This window comes from Pseudomonas sp. RA_15y_Pfl1_P11, assembly GCF_963970975.1.
GTDB lineage: Bacteria > Pseudomonadota > Gammaproteobacteria > Pseudomonadales > Pseudomonadaceae > Aquipseudomonas > Aquipseudomonas tritici.
In genome coordinates this window covers 1-26,187 of the sequence record NZ_CAXAOY010000023.1, presented here as the reverse complement: position 1 = coordinate 26,187, position 26,187 = coordinate 1, and the positions used below count along the sequence as shown (strand labels likewise).

Annotated in this window: 19 protein-coding genes and 1 pseudogene; 7 read left to right on the top strand and 13 right to left on the bottom strand. The window is 59.9% G+C overall.

Annotated features, from left to right (window positions below; all coding sequences use genetic code 11):
* Positions 1–291 precede the first annotated feature (291 nt).
* The 4 genes and pseudogenes from antA to AACY44_RS24035 all read left to right on the top strand — a co-directional run bounded on the left by antA (position 292) and on the right by AACY44_RS24035 (position 4,696).
* On the top strand, positions 292–1,683 hold the full coding sequence (antA, locus tag AACY44_RS24050) for an anthranilate 1,2-dioxygenase large subunit (RefSeq protein WP_339531206.1): 1,392 nt from the start codon (positions 292–294) through the stop codon (positions 1,681–1,683).
* On the top strand, positions 1,683–2,174 hold the full coding sequence (gene antB / locus AACY44_RS24045) for an anthranilate 1,2-dioxygenase small subunit (RefSeq protein WP_339420524.1): 492 nt from the start codon (positions 1,683–1,685) through the stop codon (positions 2,172–2,174). The genes antA and antB overlap by 1 nt, the downstream gene beginning before the upstream one ends.
* Positions 2,175–2,215: 41 nt before the next feature.
* Positions 2,216–3,223 (top strand): annotated as a pseudogene (antC, locus tag AACY44_RS24040) (anthranilate 1,2-dioxygenase electron transfer component AntC).
* Positions 3,224–3,295: 72 nt separating this feature from the next.
* Positions 3,296–4,696, top strand: a complete 1,401-nt coding sequence (locus tag AACY44_RS24035; protein WP_339427499.1) for an amino acid permease — start codon at positions 3,296–3,298, stop codon at positions 4,694–4,696.
* A gap of 82 nt (positions 4,697–4,778) precedes the next feature.
* Here the strand turns inward: AACY44_RS24035 and kynA are convergent, their stop codons facing one another.
* Positions 4,779–5,636: a tryptophan 2,3-dioxygenase gene (gene kynA / locus AACY44_RS24030; RefSeq protein ID WP_219269019.1), complete on the bottom strand. Its 858-nt coding sequence runs from the start codon at positions 5,634–5,636 to the stop codon at positions 4,779–4,781.
* A complete protein-coding gene (kynB, locus tag AACY44_RS24025) occupies positions 5,633–6,283 on the bottom strand; it encodes an arylformamidase (protein ID WP_339420521.1) in 651 nt (216 codons plus the stop codon). The genes kynA and kynB overlap by 4 nt, the downstream gene beginning before the upstream one ends.
* A gap of 299 nt (positions 6,284–6,582) precedes the next feature.
* Here kynB and AACY44_RS24020 point away from each other — a divergent pair, with 299 nt between their 5' ends.
* Entirely contained in the window at positions 6,583–6,927 is a 345-nt protein-coding gene (locus AACY44_RS24020; RefSeq protein WP_049711538.1) for a cupin domain-containing protein, read from the top strand.
* Positions 6,928–6,999: 72 nt separating this feature from the next.
* On the opposite strand, the gene mmsB is transcribed toward AACY44_RS24020, so the two are convergent.
* Positions 7,000–7,887 carry a 3-hydroxyisobutyrate dehydrogenase gene (gene mmsB / locus AACY44_RS24015; protein WP_339531204.1) on the bottom strand — a complete coding sequence of 296 codons (888 nt, stop codon included), beginning with the start codon at positions 7,885–7,887 and terminating at the stop codon, positions 7,000–7,002.
* Between the two features lie 14 nt (positions 7,888–7,901).
* Positions 7,902–9,419 carry a CoA-acylating methylmalonate-semialdehyde dehydrogenase gene (locus AACY44_RS24010; RefSeq protein ID WP_339427500.1) on the bottom strand — a complete coding sequence of 506 codons (1,518 nt, stop codon included), beginning with the start codon at positions 9,417–9,419 and terminating at the stop codon, positions 7,902–7,904.
* Positions 9,420–9,550: 131 nt separating this feature from the next.
* Here AACY44_RS24010 and AACY44_RS24005 point away from each other — a divergent pair, with 131 nt between their 5' ends.
* Positions 9,551–10,498, top strand: coding sequence for a LysR family transcriptional regulator (locus AACY44_RS24005; protein WP_339437475.1), 948 nt, complete (start codon positions 9,551–9,553; stop codon positions 10,496–10,498).
* Between the two features lie 329 nt (positions 10,499–10,827).
* A complete protein-coding gene (locus AACY44_RS24000; RefSeq protein ID WP_339531202.1) occupies positions 10,828–11,118 on the top strand; it encodes a DUF3077 domain-containing protein in 291 nt (96 codons plus the stop codon).
* A 45-nt stretch (positions 11,119–11,163) separates the two neighbouring features.
* Here AACY44_RS24000 and AACY44_RS23995 read toward each other — a convergent pair whose 3' ends face one another.
* The 9 genes from AACY44_RS23995 to recC form a co-directional block, all read right to left on the bottom strand.
* Positions 11,164–12,111, bottom strand: coding sequence for a LysR substrate-binding domain-containing protein (locus AACY44_RS23995; RefSeq protein WP_339427501.1), 948 nt, complete (start codon positions 12,109–12,111; stop codon positions 11,164–11,166).
* A complete protein-coding gene (locus AACY44_RS23990) occupies positions 12,111–12,959 on the bottom strand; it encodes an EamA family transporter (protein WP_339420515.1) in 849 nt (282 codons plus the stop codon). Before AACY44_RS23990 ends, AACY44_RS23995 begins: the two co-directional genes overlap by 1 nt.
* Positions 12,960–13,014: 55 nt before the next feature.
* Positions 13,015–13,962: a TauD/TfdA family dioxygenase gene (locus AACY44_RS23985; RefSeq protein WP_339420514.1), complete on the bottom strand. Its 948-nt coding sequence runs from the start codon at positions 13,960–13,962 to the stop codon at positions 13,015–13,017.
* Between the two features lie 345 nt (positions 13,963–14,307).
* The gene (locus AACY44_RS23980) at positions 14,308–14,799 is read right to left on the bottom strand and encodes an OmpA family protein (RefSeq protein WP_339420513.1); all 492 of its coding nucleotides are present in this window, start codon (positions 14,797–14,799) and stop codon (positions 14,308–14,310) included.
* A gap of 3 nt (positions 14,800–14,802) precedes the next feature.
* The gene (locus AACY44_RS23975; protein WP_339420512.1) at positions 14,803–16,065 is read right to left on the bottom strand and encodes a diguanylate cyclase domain-containing protein; all 1,263 of its coding nucleotides are present in this window, start codon (positions 16,063–16,065) and stop codon (positions 14,803–14,805) included.
* Complete coding sequence (locus tag AACY44_RS23970) at positions 16,062–16,637, bottom strand: YfiR family protein (protein WP_339420511.1); 576 nt, start codon at positions 16,635–16,637, stop codon at positions 16,062–16,064. The genes AACY44_RS23975 and AACY44_RS23970 overlap by 4 nt, the downstream gene beginning before the upstream one ends.
* Before the next feature lie 141 nt (positions 16,638–16,778).
* On the bottom strand, positions 16,779–18,851 hold the full coding sequence (recD, locus tag AACY44_RS23965; RefSeq protein WP_339420510.1) for an exodeoxyribonuclease V subunit alpha: 2,073 nt from the start codon (positions 18,849–18,851) through the stop codon (positions 16,779–16,781).
* Positions 18,848–22,522, bottom strand: coding sequence for an exodeoxyribonuclease V subunit beta (recB, locus tag AACY44_RS23960; RefSeq protein WP_339420509.1), 3,675 nt, complete (start codon positions 22,520–22,522; stop codon positions 18,848–18,850). Before recB ends, recD begins: the two co-directional genes overlap by 4 nt.
* The gene (recC, locus tag AACY44_RS23955; RefSeq protein WP_339427503.1) at positions 22,519–25,971 is read right to left on the bottom strand and encodes an exodeoxyribonuclease V subunit gamma; all 3,453 of its coding nucleotides are present in this window, start codon (positions 25,969–25,971) and stop codon (positions 22,519–22,521) included. The genes recB and recC overlap by 4 nt, the downstream gene beginning before the upstream one ends.
* Positions 25,972–26,187: the final 216 nt, after the last annotated feature.

The window sequence follows — 26,187 nt, the reverse complement described above, 5'->3', positions numbered from 1 at the left end:
TAGGCATTTGCGCGCTCTGACGGCGCGTCCTGTCGATCAAGGCAAGTTCCAAGCCACACCTGCCGTATCGCAACCCGATGGATAGCAACGGTCGACTATGTGGATAAGTAGCCGGCTTTTTTCGCCTCTTGCCCTGCCAGACAGTAGCGCATCCCGTCACCGGCCTGCACCGGGTTGGGTATTTGCTGCCCAACTATCCGGCTCAGGTTCCCCCATTAAGTGGATAGCCCGCGCCCTGCCCCGCTGCCTCTAATGAACCACCGTTTAGCCCCAATCAAAAAGGTGCCTCCCATGAGTGGTGCAAGAAGCGTCGAGCAATGGAAAAGCTTTATCGACAGTTGCCTGGATTTTCGCCCGGCAGATGAAGTGTTCCGCATCGCCCGCGACATGTTCACTGAACCGGAACTGTTCGACCTGGAGATGGAACTGATCTTCGAGAAAAACTGGATCTACGCCTGCCACGAAAGCGAACTGGCGAACAACCACGACTTCGTGACGATGCGTGCCGGGCGCCAGCCAATGATCATCACCCGCGATGGCGACGGCCAGCTCAACGCGCTGATCAACGCCTGCCAGCATCGCGGCACCACGTTGACGCGAGTCGGCAAAGGTAATCAGTCGACCTTCACGTGCCCATTCCACGCCTGGTGCTACAAGAGCGATGGCCGGCTGGTGAAGGTCAAGGCGCCAGGGGAATACCCGGAAGGTTTCGACAAAGCCACACGCGGCCTGAAAAAGGCCCGCATCGAAAGCTACAAAGGGTTCGTGTTTATCAGCCTGGACGTGAATGGCACGGACAGCCTGGAAGACTTCCTCGGCGATGCGAACGTGTTTTTCGACATGATGGTCGCCCAGTCCGCCACCGGTGAGCTGGAAGTGCTGCCGGGCAAGTCCGCCTACACCTACGATGGCAACTGGAAATTGCAGAACGAAAACGGCCTGGACGGTTATCACGTCAGCACCGTGCACTACAACTACGTGGCCACGGTGCAGCACCGCCAACAGGTGAATACCGAGAACGGCAGCGCGTCCGGCACCACGCTGGACTACAGCAAACTCGGCGCCGGCGACGCGAATACCGACGACGGTTGGTTCGCCTTCAACAACGGCCACAGCCTGCTGTTCAGTGACATGCCCAACCCCAGCGTACGTTCCGGCTACGCCACCATCATGCCGCGCCTGATCGAAGAGCACGGCCAGCAAAAGGCCGAGTGGATGATGCACCGCCTGCGCAACCTGAACATCTACCCGAGCCTGTTCTTCCTCGACCAGATCAGCTCGCAACTGCGCATTATCCGGCCGGAGGCCTGGAACAAGACCGAAATTATCAGCCAGTGCCTGGGGGTGAAAAACGAATCCGACGCCGACCGCGAAAACCGTATTCGTCAGTTTGAAGATTTTTTCAACGTTTCGGGCATGGGCACGCCGGACGACCTGGTGGAGTTTCGCGAAGCCCAGCGCGGTTTCCAGGGCCGGCTGGAGCGCTGGAGCGATATCTCGCGCGGCAGCCATCGCTGGGAAAGCGGCCCCACGCCCAACAGCGAAGCCATCGGCATCCAGCCGGCCATGACCGGCACCGAGTTCACCCACGAAGGCCTCTACGTGAACCAACACCGCAACTGGCAGCGATTTATGTTGGATGGCCTGGACCGGCAAGCGCTGAAACTGCGGGAGGTGGAATGATGAACGCGCACCTGCAATACCAGATAGAGCAGTTTTTCTACCGCAAATCCGAGCTGTGCGACGCCCAGGACTGGGATGCCTATGTGCAACTGTTCGATCCGCAGAGTGAATTCCACCTGCCGCAATGGGACTCGGAACACGTCTACACCCGCGACCCCAAGCGCGAGATGTCGTTGATCTATTACGCCAACCGTTCGGGCCTGGAAGACCGCGTGTTCCGGTTGCGCACGGGCAAAGCCGCGTCGGCGACACCCATGCCGCGTACCGTTCACCTGATCAACAACGTACGCATCGCCGAGCAGGCGGATGGCATGCTGGAAGTGCGGCTGAACTGGCACACGTTGTTTTGTCGGTTGGCCACTTCGGAGCAGTTTTACGGGCATGCCACCTACAGCCTCAAGCCCCATGGCGACAGTTGGTTGATTACGCGCAAGCACGCGTTGCTGCTCAACGACACCATCAACTCGGTGCTGGACTTCTATCACCTGTGAACACCTCCACAGCTGCTACGGGGTGTTTGGAGAGCAATCAGATGAATCACAAAGTGGCCTTCAGTTTTGCCGATGGCAAGACGCTGTTTTTCCCGGTAGGCACCCATGAAATCCTGCTGGACGCAGCACTGCGCAACGGCATCAAGATCCCTCTGGACTGTCGCGAAGGCGTGTGCGGCACCTGCCAGGGTCGTTGCGAGTCAGGCGATTACAGCCAGGATTATGTGGACGAAGAAGCGCTGTCGAGCCTCGATCTGCAACAGCGCAAGATGCTCAGTTGCCAGACGCGGGTGAAGTCCGACGCAACGTTCTATTTCGACTTTGATTCAAGCCTGTGCAATGCGCCCGGTCCGGTGCAGGTGCGAGGCACGGTGAGCGCGGTGCAGCAGGTGTCGGCGAGTACGGCGATCCTGCAGGTGCAGTTGGATCAGGCGCTGGATTTTCTGCCGGGTCAATACGCACGCCTGTCGGTGCCTGGCACGGACAGTTGGCGGTCTTACTCCTTCGCCAACCTTGCGGGCAATCAACTGCAGTTTCTGATCCGCCTGTTGCCCGATGGGGTGATGAGCAACTACATCCGCGAGCGCTGCCAGGTGGGCGATGAGCTGTTGATGGAAGCGCCACTCGGTGCCTTCTACCTGCGCCACGTCACCCAACCGCTGGTGCTGGTGGCGGGTGGAACCGGGCTTTCGGCGTTGCTGGGGATGCTCGATGAACTGGCTGCCAATGGCTGCAACCAGCCCGTGCACCTGTACTACGGCGTGCGCGGCGCCGAAGACTTATGTGAGGTGGCACGCATCCAAGGCTATGCCACAAAAATCGCTGATTTTCGCTACACCGAAGTATTGAGTGCCCCGTCAGATGAATGGCCCGGCAAACGGGGCTACCTCACCGAGCATTTCGACTTGGCTGAATTGCGGGACAGATCGGCGGATATGTAGCTGTGCGGCCCCCCTCCAATGGTCGAGTCCATCCAACAATGGCTGGCGGATCAGGCACTTGATGGCGTTCAGCTGTATTACGAAAAGTTTACGCAGAGTAATATCTGACCCCTCAGCACTTCTGAGGGGTTGGTGCTGCGTGCAATCAACCCTGAGAAAAACAAGTAGAAGGGAATGTTAATGGCGGATGACATGGTTAACCCGGTAGGCCTCAAGCGTGGCCTGAAGAACCGGCACATTCAGCTGATCGCCTTGGGAGGGGCGATCGGCACGGGGTTGTTCCTCGGCTCGGCCGGGGTGCTCAAGTCGGCGGGGCCGTCGATGATCCTCGGTTACGCGATTGCCGGTTTTATCGCGTTCCTGATCATGCGCCAGCTCGGTGAAATGATCGTCGAAGAGCCGGTGGCCGGGTCCTTCAGCCACTTCGCCCACAAATACTGGGGCGGTTACGCAGGCTTCCTGGCGGGCTGGAACTACTGGGTACTCTACGTGCTGGTGGGCATGGCCGAACTGACGGCCGTGGGCAAGTACATCCAGTTCTGGTGGCCAGAGATCCCGACCTGGGTCAGTGCGCTGGTGTTCTTTGTCGCGGTGAACTTGATCAACACCCTGAACGTGAAGTTCTTCGGTGAGACCGAGTTCTGGTTCGCGATCATCAAGGTGGTGGCGATTGTCGGCATGATCGTGCTTGGCTGCTACCTGCTGTTCAGCGGTACCGGCGGCCCGCAAGCGTCCGTCAGCAACCTGTGGAGCCACGGCGGGTTCTTCCCGAATGGCGGCATGGGGCTGTTGATGTCCATGGCATTCATCATGTTCTCGTTTGGTGGCCTGGAGCTGGTGGGTATCACCGCCGCCGAGGCCAGCGAGCCGCGCAAAGTGATCCCGAAAGCGATCAACCAAGTCGTCTACCGGATCCTGATCTTCTACGTCGGCGCGCTCACCGTGTTGCTGTCGCTGTACCCGTGGGACCAACTGTTGCAAACCCTCGGCGCGTCGGGCGATCCCTACAGCGGCAGCCCGTTTGTGCAGATCTTCTCGCTGATCGGCAACGACACCGCTGCGCACATCCTCAACTTCGTGGTGCTGACCGCGGCGCTGTCGGTGTACAACAGCGGCGTGTACTGCAACAGTCGCATGCTGTTCGGCCTGGCCGAGCAAGGCGATGCGCCAAAAGCGTTGATGAAACTCAACAAGCAAGGCGTGCCGCTGCGGGCGCTGGCGATTTCGGCACTGGTGACGATGCTGTGCGTGGTGGTCAACTACGTCGCGCCGCAGAGTGCGCTGGAGTTGCTGTTTGCGCTGGTGGTCGCCTCGCTGATGATCAACTGGGCGCTAATCAGCATCACCCATATCAAGTTCCGTAAGGCCATGGGCGAGCAAGGCGTGACGCCGTCGTTCAAGACCTTCTGGTTCCCGTTCAGCAACTACCTGTGCCTGGCGTTCATGCTGATGATCATCAGCGTGATGCTGGCGATCCCGGGTATTCGCGAGTCGGTGTATGCGATGCCGGTGTGGGTGGGGATTATCTACATTGCCTACCGGTTGCGGATGAAAAACGCCAAAGTAGCCGTGATGCAATAACCCCTGTGGGAGCGGGCAAGCCAGCTCCCACCGTTTTGAATGTGTTCCAACTGAAAAGCCCCGGTGATCCGGGGCTTTTTGTTTACAGCGTGGAGCGAACTCGCCAGAGTTCGGGGAACAGCACGGTATCGAGCATCTTGCGCAAATAGCCCACGCCTTCGGTGCCGCCAGTACCCGGCTGGAAGCCGATAATCCGCTCCACCGTGGTCACATGGCGGAAGCGCCACTGACGGAACGAATCCTCCAGGTCGATAAATTTCTCGGCCAACTGATACAAATCCCAGTACCGGCTTGGATCGCGATACACCTCGCGCCACGCGGCCTCCACGGATTCATCGTGAACCGTCGCCGCCGTCGGGTCGCGCTCGGCACGTTTCGGGTCAATCGCCAAACCTGCCTTGACCATCAGGTTGATCGCTTCGTCATACAGCGACGGCGTAGCAATCGCCACTTTCAACTGATTCAACAGCTCCGGCCGATGGGCGTGGGGCCGCAACAGCGCCGCGCTTTTATTGCCGAGGATAAATTCGATCTCACGGTACTGGAACGACTGGAACCCAGACGACTGCCCGAGGAACGGCCGAATGGCTTTGTACTCCGATGGCGTCATCGTCGCCAGCACCGCCCAGGCGTGCACCAATTGATCAAAGATCCGCGAGACCCGCGCCAGCATCTTGAACGCCGGCGGCAACTCGCCCAGGCGCACGTGCTCGCGGGCGGCCTTGAGTTCGTGGAGCATCAGTTTCATCCACAGCTCAGAGGTCTGGTGCTGGATGATGAAGAGCATTTCATTGTGGTCCGGCGACAGCGGATGCTGGGCGCTGAGGACTTTGCCCAGGTCCAGGTAATCGCCGTAGCTCATGGACTCGGAAAAATTCAGTTCGGCGTTATGCCATTCTTCCGGGGGTTGGTAATCAGGCGAGAAAGGACATTGGCTCATCGCGTGGGTTCCTTGAGCGGACGGAGAATGGCGCGGACCGGGCTGGCGTCGAGGTTGGCGAAACGCAGCGGCAGCGCGATCAGCTCATAGTCGCCCTCCGGCACGTCATCGAGCACGATGCCTTCCAGAATCGCCATGCCATGGCGGAACACGGCGTTGTGGGAATCCATGGTCTTGGACTGCTGCGGGTCCAGGGACGGGGTGTCGATACCGATCAAACGCACACCCAGGCTGGCCAGCAGCTCGATGGTTTGCGGGGCAATGGCGGTGAAGTTCGAGTCCCATTCGGTGAGTGGCGCTTTTGGATAAGTGCGCAGCAACACACGCTCCGGCACGTTATCCACACGGCCTTCCAGCTGATGCGGCTGCACCAGCGCAACGCTGTCCAGGCAATGCAGCACACGGCACGGCCCCATGTACACCTCCAACGACACCTCGCCAATCGGCGCGCCGTCTGCGCTGTAATGCAGCGGTGCATCCACATGGGCACCGGTGTGCGGCGATAGGGTAATGCGCCCGACATTCACCGGGCACTCCGGGCCGAACTGCCACACGCGTTCTTCCTGGAACGGCGTATCGCCCGGCCAGGTCGGGGTCGCCGTGCTCAAGGGTGGGCTGATGTCCCACCACGTTTTTATTGGGTTCATTTGAAGGCTCTCGGCGGTTACTGGGGTGAATGATACGAGGGCCTGCTGCGAATTTTCTTGCGAATTCTGGCGCGAAGCGGGAAATCTTTCGCACTTACTGCGAGGAATGGGTGGATTGGCGCTTAGATATATCATTCCGGCACGGTGGATCAGCCACTGAAGATCCAATGTGGGAGCGCAGGGTGCCAGAGGGATCGCATTCGCCTGCGCTTCTGAGCATCCCAATGTCGAGTTCAGACCACTGGCGCAACGCCAGAGGCCTTAGGGTTCATCTGTCCATTCCCTGCCCTGGAGTCATCATGTCCACGCCCATCACCGTACTGCGCGACACCCACCCCCTGCCGGTCCTGGACGCGTGCAAATGGGAAAAGCTCGAAGGCGACCCGCACACCGTGAACCTCAACGCTTACACCAGCGAAGACGGCAGCAAAATCATGGGTACCTGGATCTGTACACCGGGCAAGTGGTACGTGGACTACGTGAAGTGGGAATACTGCCACTTCCAGGAAGGCTACTGCATCATCACACCAGAAGGTCTGGAACCGATTCATTTGCGGGCTGGGGATATCTTTGTGGTGGAACCGGGGATGAAGGGTACGTGGGAAGTGGTCGAGACGGTGCGTAAGTATTTTGTGTTTGCTTGAAGTTGTTGTAGTGAGCGGGCTTGCCCCGCGCTGGGGCGCCGGGCAAGCCCGCTCACTACACGTAGCGGCACCTTATTTGGGCTTGCGATAGCTGTTGATAATCGCCGAGAAGTCCTTGCCCCCTTCCCCACGCTGGCTCATTGATTGATACAACTGCTGGGCCACAGCGCCGAGGATCACCGGCTGCTTGGCCTGGCGCGCCGCTTCAGTGGCCAGGCCCAAATCCTTGAGCATCAAGTCGGCACCAAACCCGCCGGTGTAGCCACGGGACGCCGGCGCGGTTTCAATCACGCCCGGCCATGGGTTGTAGGTGTCGGAACTCCAGCAACGCCCGGTGGAGCTGTTGATAATTCCCGCCAGCACTTGCGTGTCGATACCCAAGGCATCGCCTAGGGCCATGGCTTCGCTGACGCCAACCATGCTGATCCCCAGCAACAGGTTGTTGCAGATTTTGGCGATTTGCCCGGTGCCCACGTCGCCGCAATGCACGATGTTGCGGCCCATCTGCGCCAGCACCGGTTGCAGGGTGGCGAACAGTTCAGGGTTGGCGCCGACCATGAAGGTCAGCGTACCGGCCTGGGCGCCGCCCGTGCCGCCAGAGACTGGCGCGTCAGCCACGGCCACGCCTTGCTTCGCCGCTGCAGCCGCCACATCGCGGATGGTTTGCGGGTCGATGGTGCTGCAGTCCACCGCCGGCACGCCTTTGCCGATGCCGGCGAGCACGCCGTCTTCATTCAGCCAGACGCTGCGCACATGCGCAGCAGCGGGCAGCATCGTGATCACTAGCTCCGCGCCGTTGGCCGCATCACGCGGTGAGTCGCTGATAGCGCCGCCCAGCTCGGCCAGTTCCTTGAGCACCGTCTGGTTCAAGTCGAACAGGTTCAACGCGTGGCCGGCCTTGATCAGGTTGCGGGCCATGGGCGCGCCCATGTTGCCCAAGCCGATAAATGCAATCTTCATGGTCGTCTCCCGAATCAGCGCAGGTTGATGGTGGTGTTGACGCCATCGTTGACTGTGTCGTCATCAAACCAGCGGCTGGTGACGGTTTTGGTCTGGGTGTAGAACTGCACCACTTGCTTGCCGTACGGGCCAAGGTCGCCGAGTTTGGAACCACGGGAACCGGTGAAACTGAAGAACGGCACCGGCACAGGAATCGGGATGTTGATGCCGACTTGGCCTACATCGATTTCGCTCTGGAACTTACGCGCCGCCGCGCCGCTCTGGGTGAACAGGCCGGTGCCGTTGCCGAACGGGTTGGCGTTGACCAGTGCGATGGCCTCATCCAGGGTGTCGACTTCCAGCACCACAAGCACCGGCCCGAAAATTTCCTGGGTGTAGATTTGCATAGCGGTGGTCACGCCCGAGAACAGGGTCGGGCCGACAAAGTTGCCTTGCTCATAGCCCGGCACCTTGATGTCACGGCCGTCCAGTTCCAGCTTGGCGCCTTCTTTCACGCCGCTTTCGATCAGTTCCAGGATTCGCGCCTTGGCGCGCTTGGAAATCACCGGGCCGACATCGGTACCGGCTTCGCTGCCGGCATTGACCTTGAGCTTTTGCGCCAGCGCCTTGAGATCCGGCAGCCACTGCTTCGACGCGCCCACCAGCACCACCACCGAGGTGGCCATGCAACGCTGGCCTGCCGCGCCGAAACCGGCGCCGACCAGGGCGTTGAGGGTGTGTTCACGGTTGGCATCCGGCAGCACCACCGCGTGGTTCTTGGCGCCCATCATCGATTGCACGCGCTTGCCGTGTTTGCCGGCCAGGTCGTAGACGTGAGTGCCCACGGCGGTCGAACCAACGAAGGACACAGCCTTGATGTCTTTATGGGTGCACAGCGCATCCACCACATCCTTACCGCCGTGCACCACGTTGAGCACGCCGGCAGGCACCCCGGCTTCCAGCGCCAACTCCACCAGCAGCATGGTCGACAGCGGGTCCTGCTCGGAAGGCTTGAGGACGAAGGTGTTACCGCAGGCAATCGCCATCGGGAACATCCACAGTGGAATCATCGCCGGGAAGTTGAACGGCGTAATACCGGCGCACACGCCGATAGGCTGGCGCAGGGTGTAGGTGTCGACGCCACCGGCGACGTTTTCAGCGAACTCGCCCATTTGCAGGGTGCCGATGGAACAGGCGTGTTCCACCACTTCCAGGCCACGAAAAATATCGCCTTCGGCATCGGCAATGGTCTTGCCCTGCTCGTTGCTGAGGACCACCGCAATGCGCTTGGAATGTTCGCGGATCAAGGCTTGCAGCTTGAGCATGATGCGCATGCGTGCGCCGATCGGCGTCAGCTTCCAGGTCTGGAAGGCGCGATGCGCGGCGTCGATGGCGGCGTTCACTTCATCGGCCGTGGCGAACGGAACTTTGGCCAGCACCTGCTGGGTGGCCGGGTTGACGATGTCTTGCCATTCGGTGGTCTTGGACTCGACCCACTCGCCGTTGATCAGCAACTTGACCTGTTGCACGGAAATATCGGCAGATGCGTTCATGTGGTCTCCAATCTTATATTTATGCAGAGAACCAAGGCGTTGAATCGCCTTGAAGAATGAGGCGTTCGGACTGTTTTTGGAGTATAGATGTGCAAATCTCTAATAAGAACGCACATAAAAGCCGGACCAATATGCAAAAAAACATCACGTCACTGGGCTCCCTGAACTGGGATGACCTGAAGTTTTTCCTTGAGGTGGCCCGCACCCGCAAGGCCAGCGTCGCCGCCAAGCGCCTGGCGGTGGACTACACCACCGTGTCACGGCGCATCAGTTCGCTGGAAATGTCACTCGGTACCCTGCTCTTCGAAAAATCCCGGACCAACGGTTTCGTCCTCACCCCCGAGGGCCAGCGTTTACTGGGCTATGCGGAGTCCATCGAAAGCACCCTGCATATGGCCTGCGAACAGGTGTCCGGCTCCGGCGTGGCACTGTCCGGCCATGTGCGCATGGGCTGCACCGAAGGCTTCGGCAGCTTTTTCGTCACCCCGCAATTGAGCCACTTCGTCGACACCTACCCGGCGATCTCAGTGGATATCCTGCCCCTGCCCCACTTCATTAGCCTGTCCAAGCGCGAAGCCGATATCGTCATCGCCCTGGAGCGCCCGGAACACGGGCCCTATGTGTGCTGCAAACTGTGTGATTACAAACTGCAGCTGTACGCGACCCAGGAATACCTCGATCAACACCCGCCGATACAACGCCCGGCGGATTTGGCTGAGCATCCGTTCATCAGCTACGTGGATGACCTGGCGTTCAGTTCGGAACTGCTTTACCTGGCGAATGTGGTGCCCGGCGCCAGCGCCAGTTTGCGCAGTACCAGCGTGATCGCGCAGTACGTGGCGGCGCAACAGGGGCGGTCGATGGCGATATTGCCGTGCTTTCTGGCGGCGCAGGATCCGCGGTTGCTGCCGGTGTTGGGGGATCAGATTGCGATTACGCGGCAGTTCTGGATGTATTGCCGGGAGGACTTGAGGAAGCTGAAGCGGATTACGTTGTTGTGGGATTACATCAGGGAAGTGACGGAGCAGAATCAGGGGTTGTTGATGGGGGAGACGCGGGAGATTAGGTTTGCGGATTAAAGCGCCATCAACGACGATTCGCTTTAATTTGCAGGACGTTTCCTAGAGAATCTCCGGCCTATTGCGCTGTACCGTTTGGATCACTAGCCTCGCTGGGTCGCTGCACATCAGCGATCGGGTTTAGCGATCCGGGTTTGAGCGTGACACTGCCCCAACATCATCAGCTGGCGTCCGTCAGCTATTAGCGTTTTATGGCGGCTGTGTGCGGGAGACTTTCGAGTCTACCCGGGATGCGCTCTGGCCCGGATCGCTAACCCGCACACAGCTGCCACCCTCTTCATGTTTAGCGATGTGATGTGGCGGCTCTACTTCAGCAGAGAGCAATCATCATGAGCAAAATCATTCCCGATCCACCGCTTTCCTCCCTCACCACCCTCGGCGTCGTCACCTTCGGCGACTATGGCGAAAACGAAAAACCGCTATTCCGCGTCAATGCCGGCATGCCGCTCAACGAAGCGCTGGAACACGCCTCTACCCTACTTTTTTACTCCAAGAAACTCGCGATGGAAGCCGCCATGGATGTACGCGGCGAGCACTACGCATGGGCTGCGCATTACCTGTGTGAAATGGGCAAGGCCGTGGTGGATGACCTGACGCAGGCGATGACAGCGGGCCGATAAGCAAATACCGTTCGAATGCGGGAGGAGCCTTGCTCCTTCCTACATTTAAACCGCACCAGCCCCGGCAATTTGCGGATACCGAGCCCGAACTTCGCGCAGAAACTTACTCGCACTGGTCTTGAGCCATTCAATCAGCCGAGCGATATCCGGCTCTAATTGCCGCCCGTTTCGACAAATGATGTAGTACGCCGCTGGCGACATCATCGCGGGGCTTTTCAACGCAACCAACGCGCCGTCTTCCAATTGGTCGTATACCAACGCAGTCCTGCCCAGTGCGATGCCTGTGCCCTTCACCGCCAGGCTGATCGCCAAGCTCGAATCCGGAAATCGTGGCCCATGGTGATAAGGAGGCGCCGCCAGCCCCTGAAACGCAAACCAACTTTCCCACCCTGGACACACCTGATCGTCCACCCGATGAATCAGCGGGTACCGGGCGACATCCTCCAGTGAAATATCCCCCTTCAACCGTAGAAATTCCGGCGAGCAAACGGGAAATACTGCGTCGCACATCAGCAGTTCAACATGGTGATCCGGATAATCGCCGTACCCCATCACCACCGCGACATCGTATTGATGAGCTTCCAGGCTGGTGCTGTTCATATCGGCGCTAGTCAACACCAGATCAAGGTTGAACGAGGCCTCTGTGTGCGACCCATGCATCCTGGGGATTAGCCACGTCGAACAGAGAGAAGACGTGCATGAGAGGTACAACGGTCGGGATTTACCGGGGTTGAGAGATTGCAGTACCCCATCCAGCGCCTTGAAAAAACCATCGGTAACCGGCAACAAGGCTTGCCCCGCCTGGGTCAGCTTGACGCCGCGTGAATGCCGCTCAAACAACTGCACGCCCCACCATTCCTCCAGGCCTGCAATTTGATGACTAATGGCGCTGGCAGTGAGGTTAAGCTCAGACGCCGCACGCGCAAAACTACCGGTTTGCGCAGCGCTGACGAACGCTTGAAGCATCGGTGTGGGAGGCGGACGCTGAGCCATCAGGTGCTCACTTTGATCAAGATGATCCCGCTAACAATGACGAATGCCGACAGCATCCGTCGCCAACCGAACCGTTCATGAAAGAACAGCGCGGCAATAATGGCGCCGATAATAACACTGGTTTCCCGCAGCGCTGAGACCTTGGCCACCGCGTCCAGCGACAACGCAAACAACACCAGTGCGTAGGACGCCAAGTAAAAAACGCCGCCTAATAGGCCAACTCGCCAATGCCCACGTATCGCTTGAGCCAAAGCCGAGCGCTCTTTGGAAAACGCCAGCAGTGGGATCGGAATACTCTGGAACACCGTCAGGTAGATGATGTACTGCAGCACCGTCTCACTGGCTCTTACACCTTTGGCGTCCACTACCGTGTAAGACGCGATAAATGCTCCAGCGCACACCGCCATCAGAATCGGCTTGAACATCTGCGCCGTCATCCTGCGCACAAAGGTCAGGCTGATAATTCCCACACATATCAGCGCCCCCCCCACCAGCGCCTGCAGTGACAACTGTTCATGCAACAGAAAGTAGGAAAACAATGCGACAAATACCGGCGGTACCCCACGCATCACCGGATAAACCTGACCGAAGTCACCCGTTTCGTAAGCTTTGATCAGAAATAACCGATAGACCGTATTGAGTACCACGGAGACGAGGATATAACCCCCTACCTCCAGGCTGGGCACACTGACAAGCGGCAACGCCAACAGGCATATCACCAGCGCGGTGCCATCCACCATGGCCAAGGTCATGAAGCGACTGCTACCGGCGCGGACTACGGCGTTCCAAGTGGCATGCATAAAGGCAGAGATCAGGACCAGCGTGATCGCGATATCGGAGTTGTCCATGGGGTTCGGCTTATGGCGGATAGTGGGGGGGATGTAAGTTATGAGCATCGGGGCATCACTGCTTGCGCAACCACATCCGTAGCAAGTAGCGATTTAGATCGTTCAAGGACTTCGCATCATCAATCACGCAACGTGGAGTATTCATATCTATAAAGTGCGTGCGGGTGTGGAGAAACTTGTTATCGGCTGAAATGAGTACCTGCCCTGGTTCCAGCAACACTCGATGCTGAACCGATGACTGATCGAGAGCGGTGTCAAGAAAGTCTAGCGCTTGGGATGGGGCCACTGTTAATGGCACTCCCGCTTTAAGGTGAGCGGACTCAATGTAGACGCGAAAGTATCTGATCAGCGGAATACCTTCATTGGAGAAGCTCAGAATAGGTGCTTTGAACAACTGTTCCTCATCTGACATACCGCGGTTTTCAAAAAAGAAGTCGCACTTAAGCTCTTCCAATATTTCTGGAAACGCCATCAGCTCCGCGTATACCGCGCTTGCATCAATCAGAATACTCTCACCTCCCAAAAGCGCTTTTTGTCCGCAAGCCAGGATCAAGTAATCGATAGGCAACGGGTCGCTCACTCCATCGTTGTGCACATAGGCACCTTGGCGGGTTTGATGGTATCTCGCACCGTCCTCAATGCTCTTACCGCCCCTGTCATAAACCTCAATCACCTTATGACCGAGATGGTTCTGCACCATTGGCACACCGAGTAGAGAGCCAAATGTCCATATCAGCGACTTGAAAATCGAAAGCTTGTCGACCTTAAAGCCATCAAGAATCAAGATATGGCTTTCATGATCGATCATGGTTCGGATTCTATCTAGCTCCCTATTCAGGACGGGTAAGTGTAGAGGATTGATGTGCGCGGCGTTGGTATCGAATCGAATTCCCTGACGCTCAGACTCGAACAACTCTCTTGCGCTCAACAGCTCGTCAAAAGCAATGTTTGAAAGTCTAGTTTTAGAAACTTCCTGGCGGAAATTACTGACGTTTATGCTCATCGCAGTCCTTTACGGTGGTTAGTTCGAGCGGCCATTTAACTAAGCCCACCCTTTGCGAAAAAGCGAAACCTCGTCAGCCTAGCCATCAAGATTCGTCATGGCAGACTTCTCCTACAGGAAACATGCTTGACGGTCTTTGCTGAGATACGGTGATGGTGCGTCAACGCAGGCGATGACACCGGGCCGCTAAGCGAACGCTGTAGCAAGGCACCGCAAAACCCACTGTGGGAGCTGGCTTGCCTGCGATGGCAGTATGTCCGTCAGTACATCCAGTACTGAGACACCGCTATCGCCGGCCAGCTCCCACAGTTGATGGGGTTTCACATTGAGGTCGGCGGGACGGGCTCAATCCGCGATCACAACAATCGACACCCGCCGATTCTCGGTGCGCCCTTCAGCGGTGTCATTGGAGGCTACCGGTTTGCTACTGCCCAAGCCGCGTAGCTGGATGTTTTCTTCTTTCATGCCCACGCCGGTCAGCACCGTGGCCACGCTTTTGGCACGACGCAGGGACAGTTGTTGGTTGTAGGTTTCCTTGCCAGACGCATCGGTGTGGCCATCGACACGAACGCGTTCGATACCTACGCCAAGCAGGGCCTTGCCGATGCGCTGGACGATGTCGGTGCTGGGTCGGTTGAGGGTCTCGACATCGCTGCCAAACAGCACTTTGCCGGACAGGCCGAATGACCAGCCTTCGTCGGTCATTTCAAAGCCTTGCAGCTTGAGGACCGCGACCTGCGCCGGGGTCAGGCCTTTGGGTGGGGGCGTCTGACAGCCGCCGAGGGCGAGCAGTGCCATCAGCAGGGAGATAAACATAAAACGTGCGGTGGTGAACAAGGGTCAACTCCTGTGTTGAAGATTGACGGCGGCGTGCTCCGACTCCGCCGTGTGCTGGCCGCCCGAGGACAGGCGCTTGGCCTGGTACATCGCCGCGTCGGCCGCATTGAGCAGGGTGCCGGGGGTGGCACCATGATCGGGGTAGATGGCGATGCCGATACTGAGGGAGGTCAATACCTCGGTATTGCCGGGCACGGGGATCGGCAGGTCCATGCTGGCAATGATCTTGTCGGCGATACGCTTAGCGTCTGCCACCTCGTGCAACGGCGCCAGCAGGACGGCGAACTCATCCCCCCCCAGGCGCGCTACCAGGTCATCTTCACGCAATTGCGCACGCACACGCTGGGCGACGGCCACGAGGACGGCATCGCCGGCGGCATGACCAAAGCTGTCATTGACCTCTTTGAAGCGGTCGCTGTCGAGGTAGAGCACCGCCACTTGCTCTTTGGCCTTGGCGGCGCTGCGCAGAGCACGAATCAGACGGCCTTCGAAGAACGCCCGGTTGGGCAAACCGGTGAGGCTGTCGTGGTTGGCCTGGTGGGCGAGGAATTCGTTTTCGCTCTGCAGGTGGCTTTGCCAGGCTTCCATCTCGCCGAGCAAGGCATTGAAGTCACTGCCCAGGCTGTCGAGCTCAGCGATTTGCGCCGGCGGTACGCGGCGGTCGAAGTCACGTTCGCTGCGAGCGGCATGGGCCACGGCGGCAAGGCTTTGCAGGGGACCTGTGATGCCACGTAACAAGCGTCGCGCAAGGTGCAGGGCGACCCACGCGCTGAGCGCGGTGCACATGAGAATTCCAGCCAGCCCGCTGAGCAGGAACCGCAGCAGACTGCCGCCGTGACCGGTGAGATTAACGCTGCCGACGGCGCGACCTTGATGCAGAATCGGCTGGCTGATGGGTTGTTCGAGCAAGGTATGCGCCAGCGCCAATTCAACTCGCGAAAGCATGCCCGTTTCCGGACGTATCCACTGCGCCAACAACCTGCCGTTGATATCGAAGACGTCTGCCCGCGCCACCTCTTCGGTGGAGGCAATCAGGCTAAGGGCCTCGGTGGCCGCCGCGCTGTCGTTGAACACCACCGCCGCCTCAACGGTGTAGCTGATAGAGCGCGCGATCAGGTGCAGGTTGTGTTCGGCGTAGACCCTCAGCGCCAGCACGCCGAGCAGCGTCAGGGAAACACTGGCCAGGATCACCGCGACCAGCGCCAGGATCAGGTGCCCCCGGCCGATGACCGAGCGCAGCGTCGGTCGCACTTTATCGGCCTTCATGGCGCGGGCGCTCGGCGACGTGACAACTGCAGCACGCTGGGGTGAATACGTACGCCACTGCGGGCGACGGAGTCGAGATTGACGTCGAATGACACTTGCTCATCACTCACCCGCAGGCAGAACAGGCTGCCCACGGTGCACTCGTCACCGCCTTCGCTGATGCTAAGCACCGGGTGGCCGATCAATGAGGTAAACAGCTGGCTGCGCTCGTCGGCACTGAGTTTGCCGATGTACACCGCATCGCAGGCGTCGACGATATCAGGATGGCTGGCCAGCAGGCGCTGCACCACGACCGGACGGCCGGTGGCCTGGGTGGTGCCTTTGACCAGGTCGTCGGTGTATTGGGTCGGGCCGACGATACACAGGCGCAATTGCGCAGGCTCAGCCGGCCAGCGCGCATAACTGAGGATACCGAGCACCACCTGGGTGACCGCTTGGGCACGGTGGGCGGCAAGGTCAATGGGCTCGGGCGCCTGGGCGAAGGCGCGTGGTGCGAGCACGCACAGGGCCGCCACCAGCAACATGCGTCTCCAGCTCAAACTGCGCTCTGTGGGCGAGACAGCCATGTTCATGCAGAGACACTCTCAGTTTTTTTTCAGATCATGCCGCAACGATAGCACAGTGGTGGAACCCCTCAGCGGAATGGGTCTTCACGTGGCCCGCTCTTTTTTCAGAAAAATCAGACGCCTGAATAAGAAATATTGCATGACCTGTCAGTCAGCTTTTTCTGATTCGTGCCCCAGTTCAAGCATCAACCCACTCAGGCGCTTGACCTTGCGCCTTACCGCTTCTTCAAACACGCCACCACGCGGTTCGATCAGGCTGAACCAGCGCTTGGCCCGGGTGATGCCGGTGTAGATCAGTTCTTTGGTGAGCACCGGGTTGAGCGCATCCGGCAGGATCAATGCCGTGTGGGTGAACTCAGAGCCCTGGGATTTATGCACGGTCATGGCGTACACGGTTTCCACATCATTCAGACGGCTGGGCAGCACAAAGCGTACGCCGCGCTGACCATCGTTACGTGGGAAGGCCACGCGCAGTACCTGCGGGCCGCCATCGCTTTCGGGCAATTTGAGGGCGATGCCGATGTCGCCGTTCATCAAGCCCAGCCCGTAATCGTTGCGGGTCATGAGCACCGGGCGGCCTTCGTACCATTGCTCGTCACCCTCTACCAGCCGCACCTTGCGCAAGGCTGCGGTGATGCGCAGATTCAGGCCTTCCACACCCCAAGGGCCTTTGCGGACCGCGCAGAGCAGTTGGAAAGCGTCGAAGGCTTGCAGCAGTTGTTGCGCCCAGTGGGTCCAGGCGGGGGCTTCACGTGGGGTGTCGGGAGATGGACGCGCGCTTTGCAGCAGGTTGAGGTAGTAACGGTAACCTTGGGCGCCGTCGCTGCCCTGCCCGTCCAGGACCAGACGCTCGAGGGCGTGATCGTGCTCGCCCTTCAGGCTGAGGCAGAACAGGTCACTGTGGCTGCGTGCCGTCAGCAGCTTGCGGGCTTCCTCAGCGTTTTGCTGGTTGACCCAGCGCGCCAGTTGGCCGATACCACTGCCTTCGCCAAAACGTCGCGAGTAACGCAGCATCACCACTTGCTGGGCCAGGGGATGGTTGCCGTCGAGGTCTGCCTGCAGGCCACTGGTGCTGAGGTCTTCGCCACTGACGGCTTGCAGCCATTGGCGGGTCTGGGCGTTATAAAAGCCGGCTTCGGCGTCTCGGCACAAATCACCGAGAACAGCGCCCGCTTCCACCGACGCGAGTTGGTCTTTGTCACCGAGCAATACCAGACGCGCATGGGGCGCCAAGGCGTCGAGCAGGTTGGCCATCATTTCCAGGTCGATCATCGAGGCTTCGTCCACCACCAGCACATCCAAGGGCAACGGGTTGCCGATGTGATGACGAAAATGCCGCGTGCCCGGGCGACTGCCGAGCAAGCGGTGAACGGTGGTGACCTGAGTCGGGATTTTTTCCTTCACGTTGTCCGGCACTTTCAGCGACAGCACTTGCTGGCTGATGGACTCGGTGAGGCGTGCAGCGGCCTTGCCGGTGGGCGCAGCCAGGCGAATGCGCAATGGACTGCCAGTTTCCACCGCCGGCGCCTGCAACAGCGCGAGCAGGCGCACCACGGTGGTGGTCTTGCCAGTGCCGGGGCCGCCAGTGACGATACTGAATGCACCGCGAGTGGCCAGGGCGCAGGCAAGTTTCTGCCAGTCGATCACGCCATCGGGCGGGGGTTGGTCGAACAGGTTGTTCAGGCGCTGCGGCAAATCGGCGGCGACACTTTCCTGGCTGGCGAGACGCAGCCGCAAGGCTGTGTCGATGCGTCGCTCGTAGGTCCAGTAGCGGCGCAGGTACAGGCGCTTGCCGGACAGGACCAATGGGCGACGCTGGGCGGCCTCGCTGCCATCAATTGCCAACGCGACCAGATGGCTGGCGGCCAGCGCATGGCACCAATGGGCGCCGTCGAGGCCATCAAGCAATTGCGACGGCAGCAACATGGCACCGGTTTGCTGGTCGCCTTCAGGCGGCAAGGATAGAGCGAAATCCGGCGCCTTGAGGGTTTCGAACAGGTCGAGGCAAACATGACCATGGCCCAATTGATGGCTGGTCAGCGCAGCGGCCAGCAGCACCAGCGGGTCAGCGTCCGGATCAAGTTCGTGCAGGAAGCCGACGAAGGCTTTGTCCAGGGCGCGCAACCAACCGCGATCCACCCAACGCTCCAGCAGTTGCACCAGGTCATTGGCACGGCTGAGAGGCATCAGGTCCTCAAGCGGTAACGGCGACAGGCTCATAGCAGCACTCCTTGTTCCCAGGCGGGCTCAACCTTGGGCGGGATAGGCTTGCCCTGGAACAGCAGGTCCAGGCCTTCGATCAGTTCCCGTGGTGGCCGGGTGAAATACGCGCCCTGGCTCACGGACTGGGTGCCGCGCAGGAACAGGTAAAGCGCACCGCCGACATGGCGGTCGTAGTCGTAGTCCGGCAGGCGCGCCTTGAGTTGGCGGTGCAGGGCCAGCAGGTAAAGTACGTATTGCAGGTCGTACCGATGCTCGAGGATCGACTGTTCCATGGCGTCCTGTGTGTAGGCCGAATCGTCGGGGCCGAGCCAGTTGGATTTGTAGTCGGCCACGTAATAGCGGCCGTCATGTTCGAACGTCAAATCGATAAAGCCCTTGAACATACCGTTGAGCAGCACGGGTTCGGCGGCGACGCGGGAAACGCCGTTGTGGGTGTACTGACACACCAGTTTGTCGAGGGCGAGTACGTCGACTTTATGGCTGGCGAACCAGAACTCCATTTCGACCTGGTAATGCTGCAGGCTTTTCAGGCTGACGTGGTTGTTGTCCACAGGCAGCGCCGCTTGCAGCAAGTGGCCCAGCCAACTGCTGAGGGTGACGATCCAACCTTCCCAGTTGCGGCGATTGCAACGAGCCCCTACTGCTTTTTCGATAGCCTCGGGGGTGACGTTGAAGCCCTCCTCCCCCGCCCACTCCAGCAGACCGTGGAGAAAGGTCCCAGGGTTCGGGCCACGTGGGAACCGGTGAATGTCGCCGCCGGACGCCGCCACCTCGCGGGGTGCGTCCGGATCGAGGCGTTCGTCATCGAACAGCTTCTGGGCTTGTGCGCTTTCCGGCGCTTCGAGACTGGCGGCACTCATGCTGTCGCCAATGCGCAAGGCGCTGTAGGAGGCGATCCACCAGTTTTCGGCCGCTTTGCGTTTGGGCAGCAAGGGCGCTCTAAGCAGGGCTTCGTTGCGCGGCGGGTGGAAGATGATGTCTTGCGCGTCGGGCACGTGGGCATAGTGGATTGCGGTGCAACCCTCTTGCAGATCCAACAACCAGCGCGCCAGACCCGCGGACTCTCCCAGCGACGCACCCGCGCCAAGCAAATAGCCCAACGCCGACAAGTGCAGCACGGAGCTATTGCTGTTGCCACGCTTGAGGTCGGCGATGCCGAGCCAGCACGCATGCTTGGCGCGGGTCAGGGCGACGTAGAACAGGCGCAGGTCTTCGGCCAGACGCTCGTTGTCGGCCTGGGCGATCAACTCAGCGGTCGGACGCAGACTGACCTGCGACTTGCCGTGTTCATCGTGGTAGTGAAGGGGCAAACGGCTGCCATCGACTGGTTTGGCTGAGCAGATGAAAGGCAGGAAGACCAAGTCGTATTCCAGGCCCTTGGACTTGTGGATAGTCACCACCTTGACCAATTGTTCATCACTTTCCAGGCGCAGGATTTGTTCCTCACCCGCCTGGCCCGACAGCGCCAGGTGTTCGGCCAAGTGGCGGATCAGCGCCTGTTCGCCGTCCAGTTCCGATGCGGCCTGTTGCAGCAGTTCGCTGAGATGCAGCAGGTTGGTCAGCACACGTTCGCCGTCACTGCGCGCGATCAGGGTTTGCGGCAGTTTAAAATCGTGGAGCAGGCGACGCAGCATCGGCAGCACACCTTGGGTGCGCCAGATCACGCGATAGCCACGGAACTGCATGACGCGGCTTTCCCATGCGAGTTCGTCCTGGTTCAGGCGCTCCAGTTCCGGCAGTGACAGGTTCAGGGTGACGCAAGCCAGGGCTGCGCGCAGCGGGCGCTCAACATCCGGCTCGGCGCAGGCCTTGAGCCAGGCCAGCAGGTCGTGGGCTTCCTGGGCGGCGAAGACCGAGTCTTTGTCGGACAGGTACACACTGCGCACGCCACGCGCTGCCAGTTCAGACCGCACGGCTTGAGCTTCCTTGCCGTCGCGAACGAGGATGGCGATATCTGACGGAAGCACGCCGTTGAAGCTCGCGTCCGGCTGTAGGAAACCGGCTGTGCCTTGCTGTCCGCCGTTGAGCAATTCAACAATCTGTGTGGCACAGGCGGCAGCCAATTGCTGACGGTAAACCAGGTTGGAAACCGGCTGCTCGGTGGGCAAATGCCAGAGATTCATCGCCGGCAGCGTTTGGCCACTAACCTGCAATCGTTCCTTGCGGCCTTGGGACAGCACCGAGTGGAACGGCACCGGATTCTGGCCATCCGGTTCGCGGAACAGGAACGCGCCACGGCCTTTTTCTGCGCGCTGGAACACGTGGTTCACTGCCTCGACCATCGCATGGCTGGAGCGGAAGTTTGTGCCCAGCGTGTGGTGGCGGCCGGTGGTGGACTGACGAGCGCGCAAGTAAGTGTAAATGTCAGCGCCACGGAAGGCGTAGATCGCTTGCTTGGGGTCGCCGATCAGAAACAGACCACTGTCGAGGTGGTTTTCTTCGATGCGGTAGATGCTGTCGAAGATGCTGTACTGCACCGGGTCGGTGTCCTGGAACTCGTCGATCAGAGCCACCGGGAATTGCTCGCGGATGACACTGGCCAGACGTTCGCCGCCGTCAGCTTTCAGCGCGGCGTTGAGGCGGATGAGCATGTCGTCGAAGCCCATTTCGGCGCGGCGGCGTTTTTCTTCTTCGAAGCGTTTGCCCACCCAGCCGGCGGCGTGTTGCAACACAGCGGCCTCGGGGGTCGGCAACGCATCGAGGGCCGACTTTAGACCGGCCATGGCGTCAATGCCAGGATGCTGGGGCGGCTCGCCCTTCCAGGCTTCGGCCATGCCGTCGGGCGTGAGGCGGGTGAAGCCAGTACCGATATCGAGTTGTTCGAGAGTGTCGTCAGCAGCCCAGGCGCCGATCTTTTCGAACCACGGCTCGAAGTAACGCGCTTGCATCTTGCGGCCGTCGACGGCTTTGGCGGCCACGGCTTGCAGGCAGATGTCGCGTAGCTCGACGGCCCATTGTTGCCAGGGGGCTTTGAGCTGTGTGAGCGCTTCACGGCGCTCTTGCAGGCAGGCGTTGATCAGCTCGGCGGGCTCGCGGACTTCATCGGTGGGCCGTTCGCTGCCGAACAACGCGCGGACTCGCGGCATCAATGCGGCGGGACCGCCCCAGTTGTTGCGTACCCAGTTGAGCGCGTCGTCGTGCATCGGGTAGCAAAACAACCGCCAGTAGTCGCGCAGCACCTCACCGAGCAGGTCGCTGTGGTCGGTTTCCAGGGTCTGGGTGAACAGGCTACCGCTGTCGAAGGCGTGTTCGCGCAGCATGCGCTGGCACCAACTGTGGATCGTCGAGACGGCGGCTTCGTCCATCCATTGCGCGGCGATGTCCAGGCGGTTGGCACAGGCGGGCCACTGTTCGGGTGGATACTCGTCGCGCAGATCAGCGATCAGGGCGTCAGGCTGTTCAATTTCTTCGCGGAAGAACCGCGCGGCCTCGGCAAGACGAATGCGGATGCGTTCGCGCAGCTCTTTGGTGGCGGCGTCAGTGAATGTCACTACCAGGATTTGCGGCGGCAACAGCTCGCGACCAAAGCCGGACGCTTCGCCACCGTGGCCGAGGACAAGGCGCAGGTAGAGGGCAGAGATAGTGAACGTCTTGCCGGTACCGGCGCTGGCTTCAATCAGCTGGCTGCCCTTGAGCGGGAAGGCAAGGGCTAAAGGTTTGCTGGTCATGCGCCGGCCTCCTCACCTGTGAGTGATCGCCATGGGGCGTTGATCAGCGGGCGATAGAGGGTTTCGCACCAACCTTCGAATTCTTCGCTGGCGATGAGCGCGGCGTAGTCGGGGAATTGCCGAGTGAGCGCTGGGGTTTCGCGACGCTCGCCGTCGGAGGTCAGGCCGTCGCCTTCGTAGGCTTTACTGGCGGCCGCCTGGGCCTTGGCAGGATCGGTTTGACCGAGCCAGGCGAAGGCGGTTTTGACAGCTACGGGTAACGGTTTACTCATGCCTGCGTGCCAGGCGAGCAGCAAGTTGCCGAGGATTTCCTGTGCGATGGATTTATCCAGAGGCGGCAGGAGCAACGTGTCGTCGCTAGCCACCAAGCCGGTGCTTAACGGCAGGCCGCAAGCGCAGGCAACCACGTGATTGACCCAAGGGCGGATAAGGCGATGCCACTTGCGGGTCTTGATCGAACCAATGCTGTTGGGAATGGTGGTGACGCTTAGCAACCCGCCATCACTGCGTCGATGCAGACCGCTGATCCAGCCTTCCAACTGAACACCCTCATGTTCAAAACTGACAGGTTCGGCGCCAGTATGTTGGGTGGGCCAGAGAGCCAACAATTGTCGATAGCGTTGCAGAAGGTCGGGTAAAGGCTCCATCAGTTCGTTGCGGAGGCATTCGCCGAAACCGACCATGGGCAACAGGCCACTGCCTTGCAGTCGCAAGGCCTGGGCGTTCAGGGCCTGGTCGAGATGATCGGGGTTAGTGAGTGCAGCGTTCAGCAAGCTGTCACTCAGGCTATAGCGTTGCAGTGCGTCGAGGACAAAGGGCTCTTCGTCGGCCAACGGCACTTCGGCGGCTTCGAAGAATACTTTCAGACGTTGGCTAAAGAAGTGTTTGGCCGGGTTGCGCAGGAAGTCTTGTAACTGGCCGAGGCTCAAAGGCTCTTCCTGTTCGTGCGGTGGCAGGTCGTGTTCTGTTGAGGGCGCGTCGCAGGCTACGTGAAGCAATTGCCATTCGCGGGCGAAGCTGAACAGCGCGTCGCCCTCATGGAAGTAGCGGGCGCTGAACGGTTGCAGCGGATGCTCTTGGGTCATGGCTTCGATAAGCGCTTCATCGCTGTTTGCGTGATGCCAGCCGCTGGCGAGATGGTCGCGCAGTTGGCCGATCAATACCGAGGCAGGACGATCGCTATTGTCGCGGATGCTGCGACCCACCCAACTGATGTAGAGCTGGTCACGCGCTGAAAGCAGGGCTTCGAGCAGCAGGTACCGATCGTCTTCACGGCGTGAACGGTCGCCGGGGCGGTAATCACTGCCCATCAGGTCGAAGTCCAGCGGTGGTTGGGCGCGGGGGTAATCGCCGTCGTTCATGCCGAGCAGGCAAACGAGCTTGAACGGGATCGCGCGCATGGGCATCAGGGTGCAGAAATTAACAGCCCCGGCGAGAAAGCGCTGGGACAGGCGCCCTTGGTCCAGGCCAGCCAGCCAGGCTTCACGGACTACGGTGAGCGGTAACTCGTCTTGTAGGCCCACGGACTCGCAGGTTTCCAGCCAGGCCTCTCGGAGTTGTTCAAGTTGGCCCAACAGGTAGTCGTCGTGTTCGCTGCTCGGCAGAAAGAACAGTTGCATCAGGCGTTGCAGGCGTTCGCCCCACGTCTGCGGAGGCGCGGGGTGCGACAGCGCTTGATGGGCGTCACTGAGTGCGTCGAGTAAGGCGACCAGCGGGCCGATCAGGGCGGCGTCGAGACCACCGATTTCGTCGTAGGGCTCGATGCCGTCGCACGCGGCGCCGGTGCCTACGGCGTAACCGAGCAACATGCGGCGTAGGCCGAAACGCCAACTGTTTTGTTCCAGATCCGTGGGCAGGCCCAGGCCTGCGCGCTGTTCGGCGTTGAGGCCCCAGCGGATGCCGGCGCCTTCAATCCAGCGGTGCAGTGTGGGCAGGTCGCGTTCCTTGATGGCGAAGCGTTCGCGCAGGGCAGGAACGTCAAGCAGATCGAGGATTTCGCTGACAGGGAAGCGGCTGTCGGGGAGTTTCAGCAGATGTTCGACGGCGATCAGCAGAGGGTCGCGGCCGCGCTGGCCTTGGTCAGTCAGGGTGAATGGGATGAAGCGCGGGTCGTTGCGCTCAAGCTGGCCGAACACGGCGCGGATATGCGGCGCGTAACTGTCGACGTAGGGGACCATGACGATGATGTCCCTGGGACGCAGCGTGGGGTCGGCGCTAAACCGTTGGAGCAGTTGGTCGTGGAGGATTTCTACTTCGCGTTGAGCGCTGTGAGCGATGTGGAAGCGGATTGAGGTATCTCGCTCCAGATCGACGGCAGGCCATAGTTCGCGGGTTTCATTGAGTGGGCGCAGTTCGAGGATATCGTCCTGGAGCTGATTGAGCAGCGTGGTGGGATCGCTGTCACTGAACAGGTCGATACGACCATCGCGGAACGCTGCACGGTAGCTGTTGGGGTCATCGTAGCTGTCTAGCAAGCTGATGTAGTCACGGCCTTGTTTGCCCCAGGCAGCCAGTAGCGGGTGGGCGTGCTGGTGCAGCGTTTGTGGATCGATACTGACCGGCATGCCGGATTTACGCGCTTGGCGTTTGTATTCGTTACGCAGCAGGTCTTTGTCGGCGACGATGTCGGACCAATGATGGCGACACGGGTTGTGTACGCAAAGCAGGACTTGGCTGAATCGTGCGAGCCCGGCAAGGGCTTCCAGCGCCTGTGCTGGCAACGAGGAGATTCCGAAAACAATGACTCGGGATGGCAGCCCTGATGGGGCGCTTTCGAGCGTATTGATGCGTTCGATGAAGCGTTGGTGGACGCCTGCGCGGCTTTCGGCCATGCCTTCTTCACCGACATCCAACAGCAGTGCGCGCCACAGTTCGGCTTGCCAGCAGTTAGCAGGATTGAGCGGTTTGGCGTCGCCTCGGCCGTTACGCAGTTGGTGGCGGCCGGCAGCCCAGTCTTCCAGCCAGTCGGCGCGGTAGACCTGGTATTGGTCGAACAAGTCAGCCAGGCGCTCGGCGAGTTGGTAGCGTTTACGCAAGTCGGTGTCGTGGGTGAGGAAGCGCTGCAACGGTTCGAAGTGTGGCTGATCGATAAGCTCTGGGAGCAGGCGCATCAGGCGCCACGTCAGGGGGGCCTTATCGAGCAGGGACTGGGGTGGGATTTCGTCACGGCCAAGGACCATGCGGTAGAGCTGCCACATGAAGCTACCGGGCAGTTGCACGTCAATTGCTGCAGCGATACCGCAGCCGCCCATGTCGTCCTCTTCCGGATCTTCAGCCAGGGCCAACTTGAGCCATTGAGCGATGCCGTTGCTTTGCACCAGGGCGATTTCGTTTTCCAGGGGCGCCAGGGGGTAGCGGCGCATCCAGCTGACCACCAGGCTGCGCAGTTCATCCAGGCGATTGCCGTGAACCACCATGAATCCAGCGCTGAGGGACGTCGCATCCGGCATAACGGCTTCCTTGGGAAAAGCAAAATCGAGGGTGCGACTTTAGCACTGTGGACAGTTATTGGCGGAATTGGGATGTAGATGTCTTTTCGACCGCCCAAAACAAAACCCCTGTTTGCGTTAGCAAACAGGGGTTTCGGAATTTAATCTTGACGATGACCTACTCTCACATGGGGAAACCCCACACTACCATCGGCGATGCATCGTTTCACTACTGAG

Bases quoted from the DNA above. Each gene is read 5' to 3' on its own strand.
- antA (WP_339531206.1), top strand. From the start codon at position 292: ATGAGTGGTGCAAGAAGCGTCGAGCAATGGAAAAGCTTTATCGACAGT.
- antB (WP_339420524.1), top strand. From the start codon at position 1,683: ATGAACGCGCACCTGCAATACCAGATAGAGCAGTTTTTCTACCGCAAA.
- AACY44_RS24035 (WP_339427499.1), top strand. From the start codon at position 3,296: ATGGCGGATGACATGGTTAACCCGGTAGGCCTCAAGCGTGGCCTGAAG.
- kynA (WP_219269019.1), bottom strand. From the start codon at position 5,636: ATGAGCCAATGTCCTTTCTCGCCTGATTACCAACCCCCGGAAGAATGG.
- kynB (WP_339420521.1), bottom strand. From the start codon at position 6,283: ATGAACCCAATAAAAACGTGGTGGGACATCAGCCCACCCTTGAGCACG.
- AACY44_RS24020 (WP_049711538.1), top strand. From the start codon at position 6,583: ATGTCCACGCCCATCACCGTACTGCGCGACACCCACCCCCTGCCGGTC.
- mmsB (WP_339531204.1), bottom strand. From the start codon at position 7,887: ATGAAGATTGCATTTATCGGCTTGGGCAACATGGGCGCGCCCATGGCC.
- AACY44_RS24010 (WP_339427500.1), bottom strand. From the start codon at position 9,419: ATGAACGCATCTGCCGATATTTCCGTGCAACAGGTCAAGTTGCTGATC.
- AACY44_RS24005 (WP_339437475.1), top strand. From the start codon at position 9,551: ATGCAAAAAAACATCACGTCACTGGGCTCCCTGAACTGGGATGACCTG.
- AACY44_RS24000 (WP_339531202.1), top strand. From the start codon at position 10,828: ATGAGCAAAATCATTCCCGATCCACCGCTTTCCTCCCTCACCACCCTC.
- AACY44_RS23995 (WP_339427501.1), bottom strand. From the start codon at position 12,111: ATGGCTCAGCGTCCGCCTCCCACACCGATGCTTCAAGCGTTCGTCAGC.
- AACY44_RS23990 (WP_339420515.1), bottom strand. From the start codon at position 12,959: ATGGACAACTCCGATATCGCGATCACGCTGGTCCTGATCTCTGCCTTT.
- AACY44_RS23985 (WP_339420514.1), bottom strand. From the start codon at position 13,962: ATGAGCATAAACGTCAGTAATTTCCGCCAGGAAGTTTCTAAAACTAGA.
- AACY44_RS23975 (WP_339420512.1), bottom strand. From the start codon at position 16,065: ATGAAGGCCGATAAAGTGCGACCGACGCTGCGCTCGGTCATCGGCCGG.
- AACY44_RS23970 (WP_339420511.1), bottom strand. From the start codon at position 16,637: ATGAACATGGCTGTCTCGCCCACAGAGCGCAGTTTGAGCTGGAGACGC.
- recD (WP_339420510.1), bottom strand. From the start codon at position 18,851: ATGAGCCTGTCGCCGTTACCGCTTGAGGACCTGATGCCTCTCAGCCGT.
- recB (WP_339420509.1), bottom strand. From the start codon at position 22,522: ATGACCAGCAAACCTTTAGCCCTTGCCTTCCCGCTCAAGGGCAGCCAG.
- recC (WP_339427503.1), bottom strand. From the start codon at position 25,971: ATGCCGGATGCGACGTCCCTCAGCGCTGGATTCATGGTGGTTCACGGC.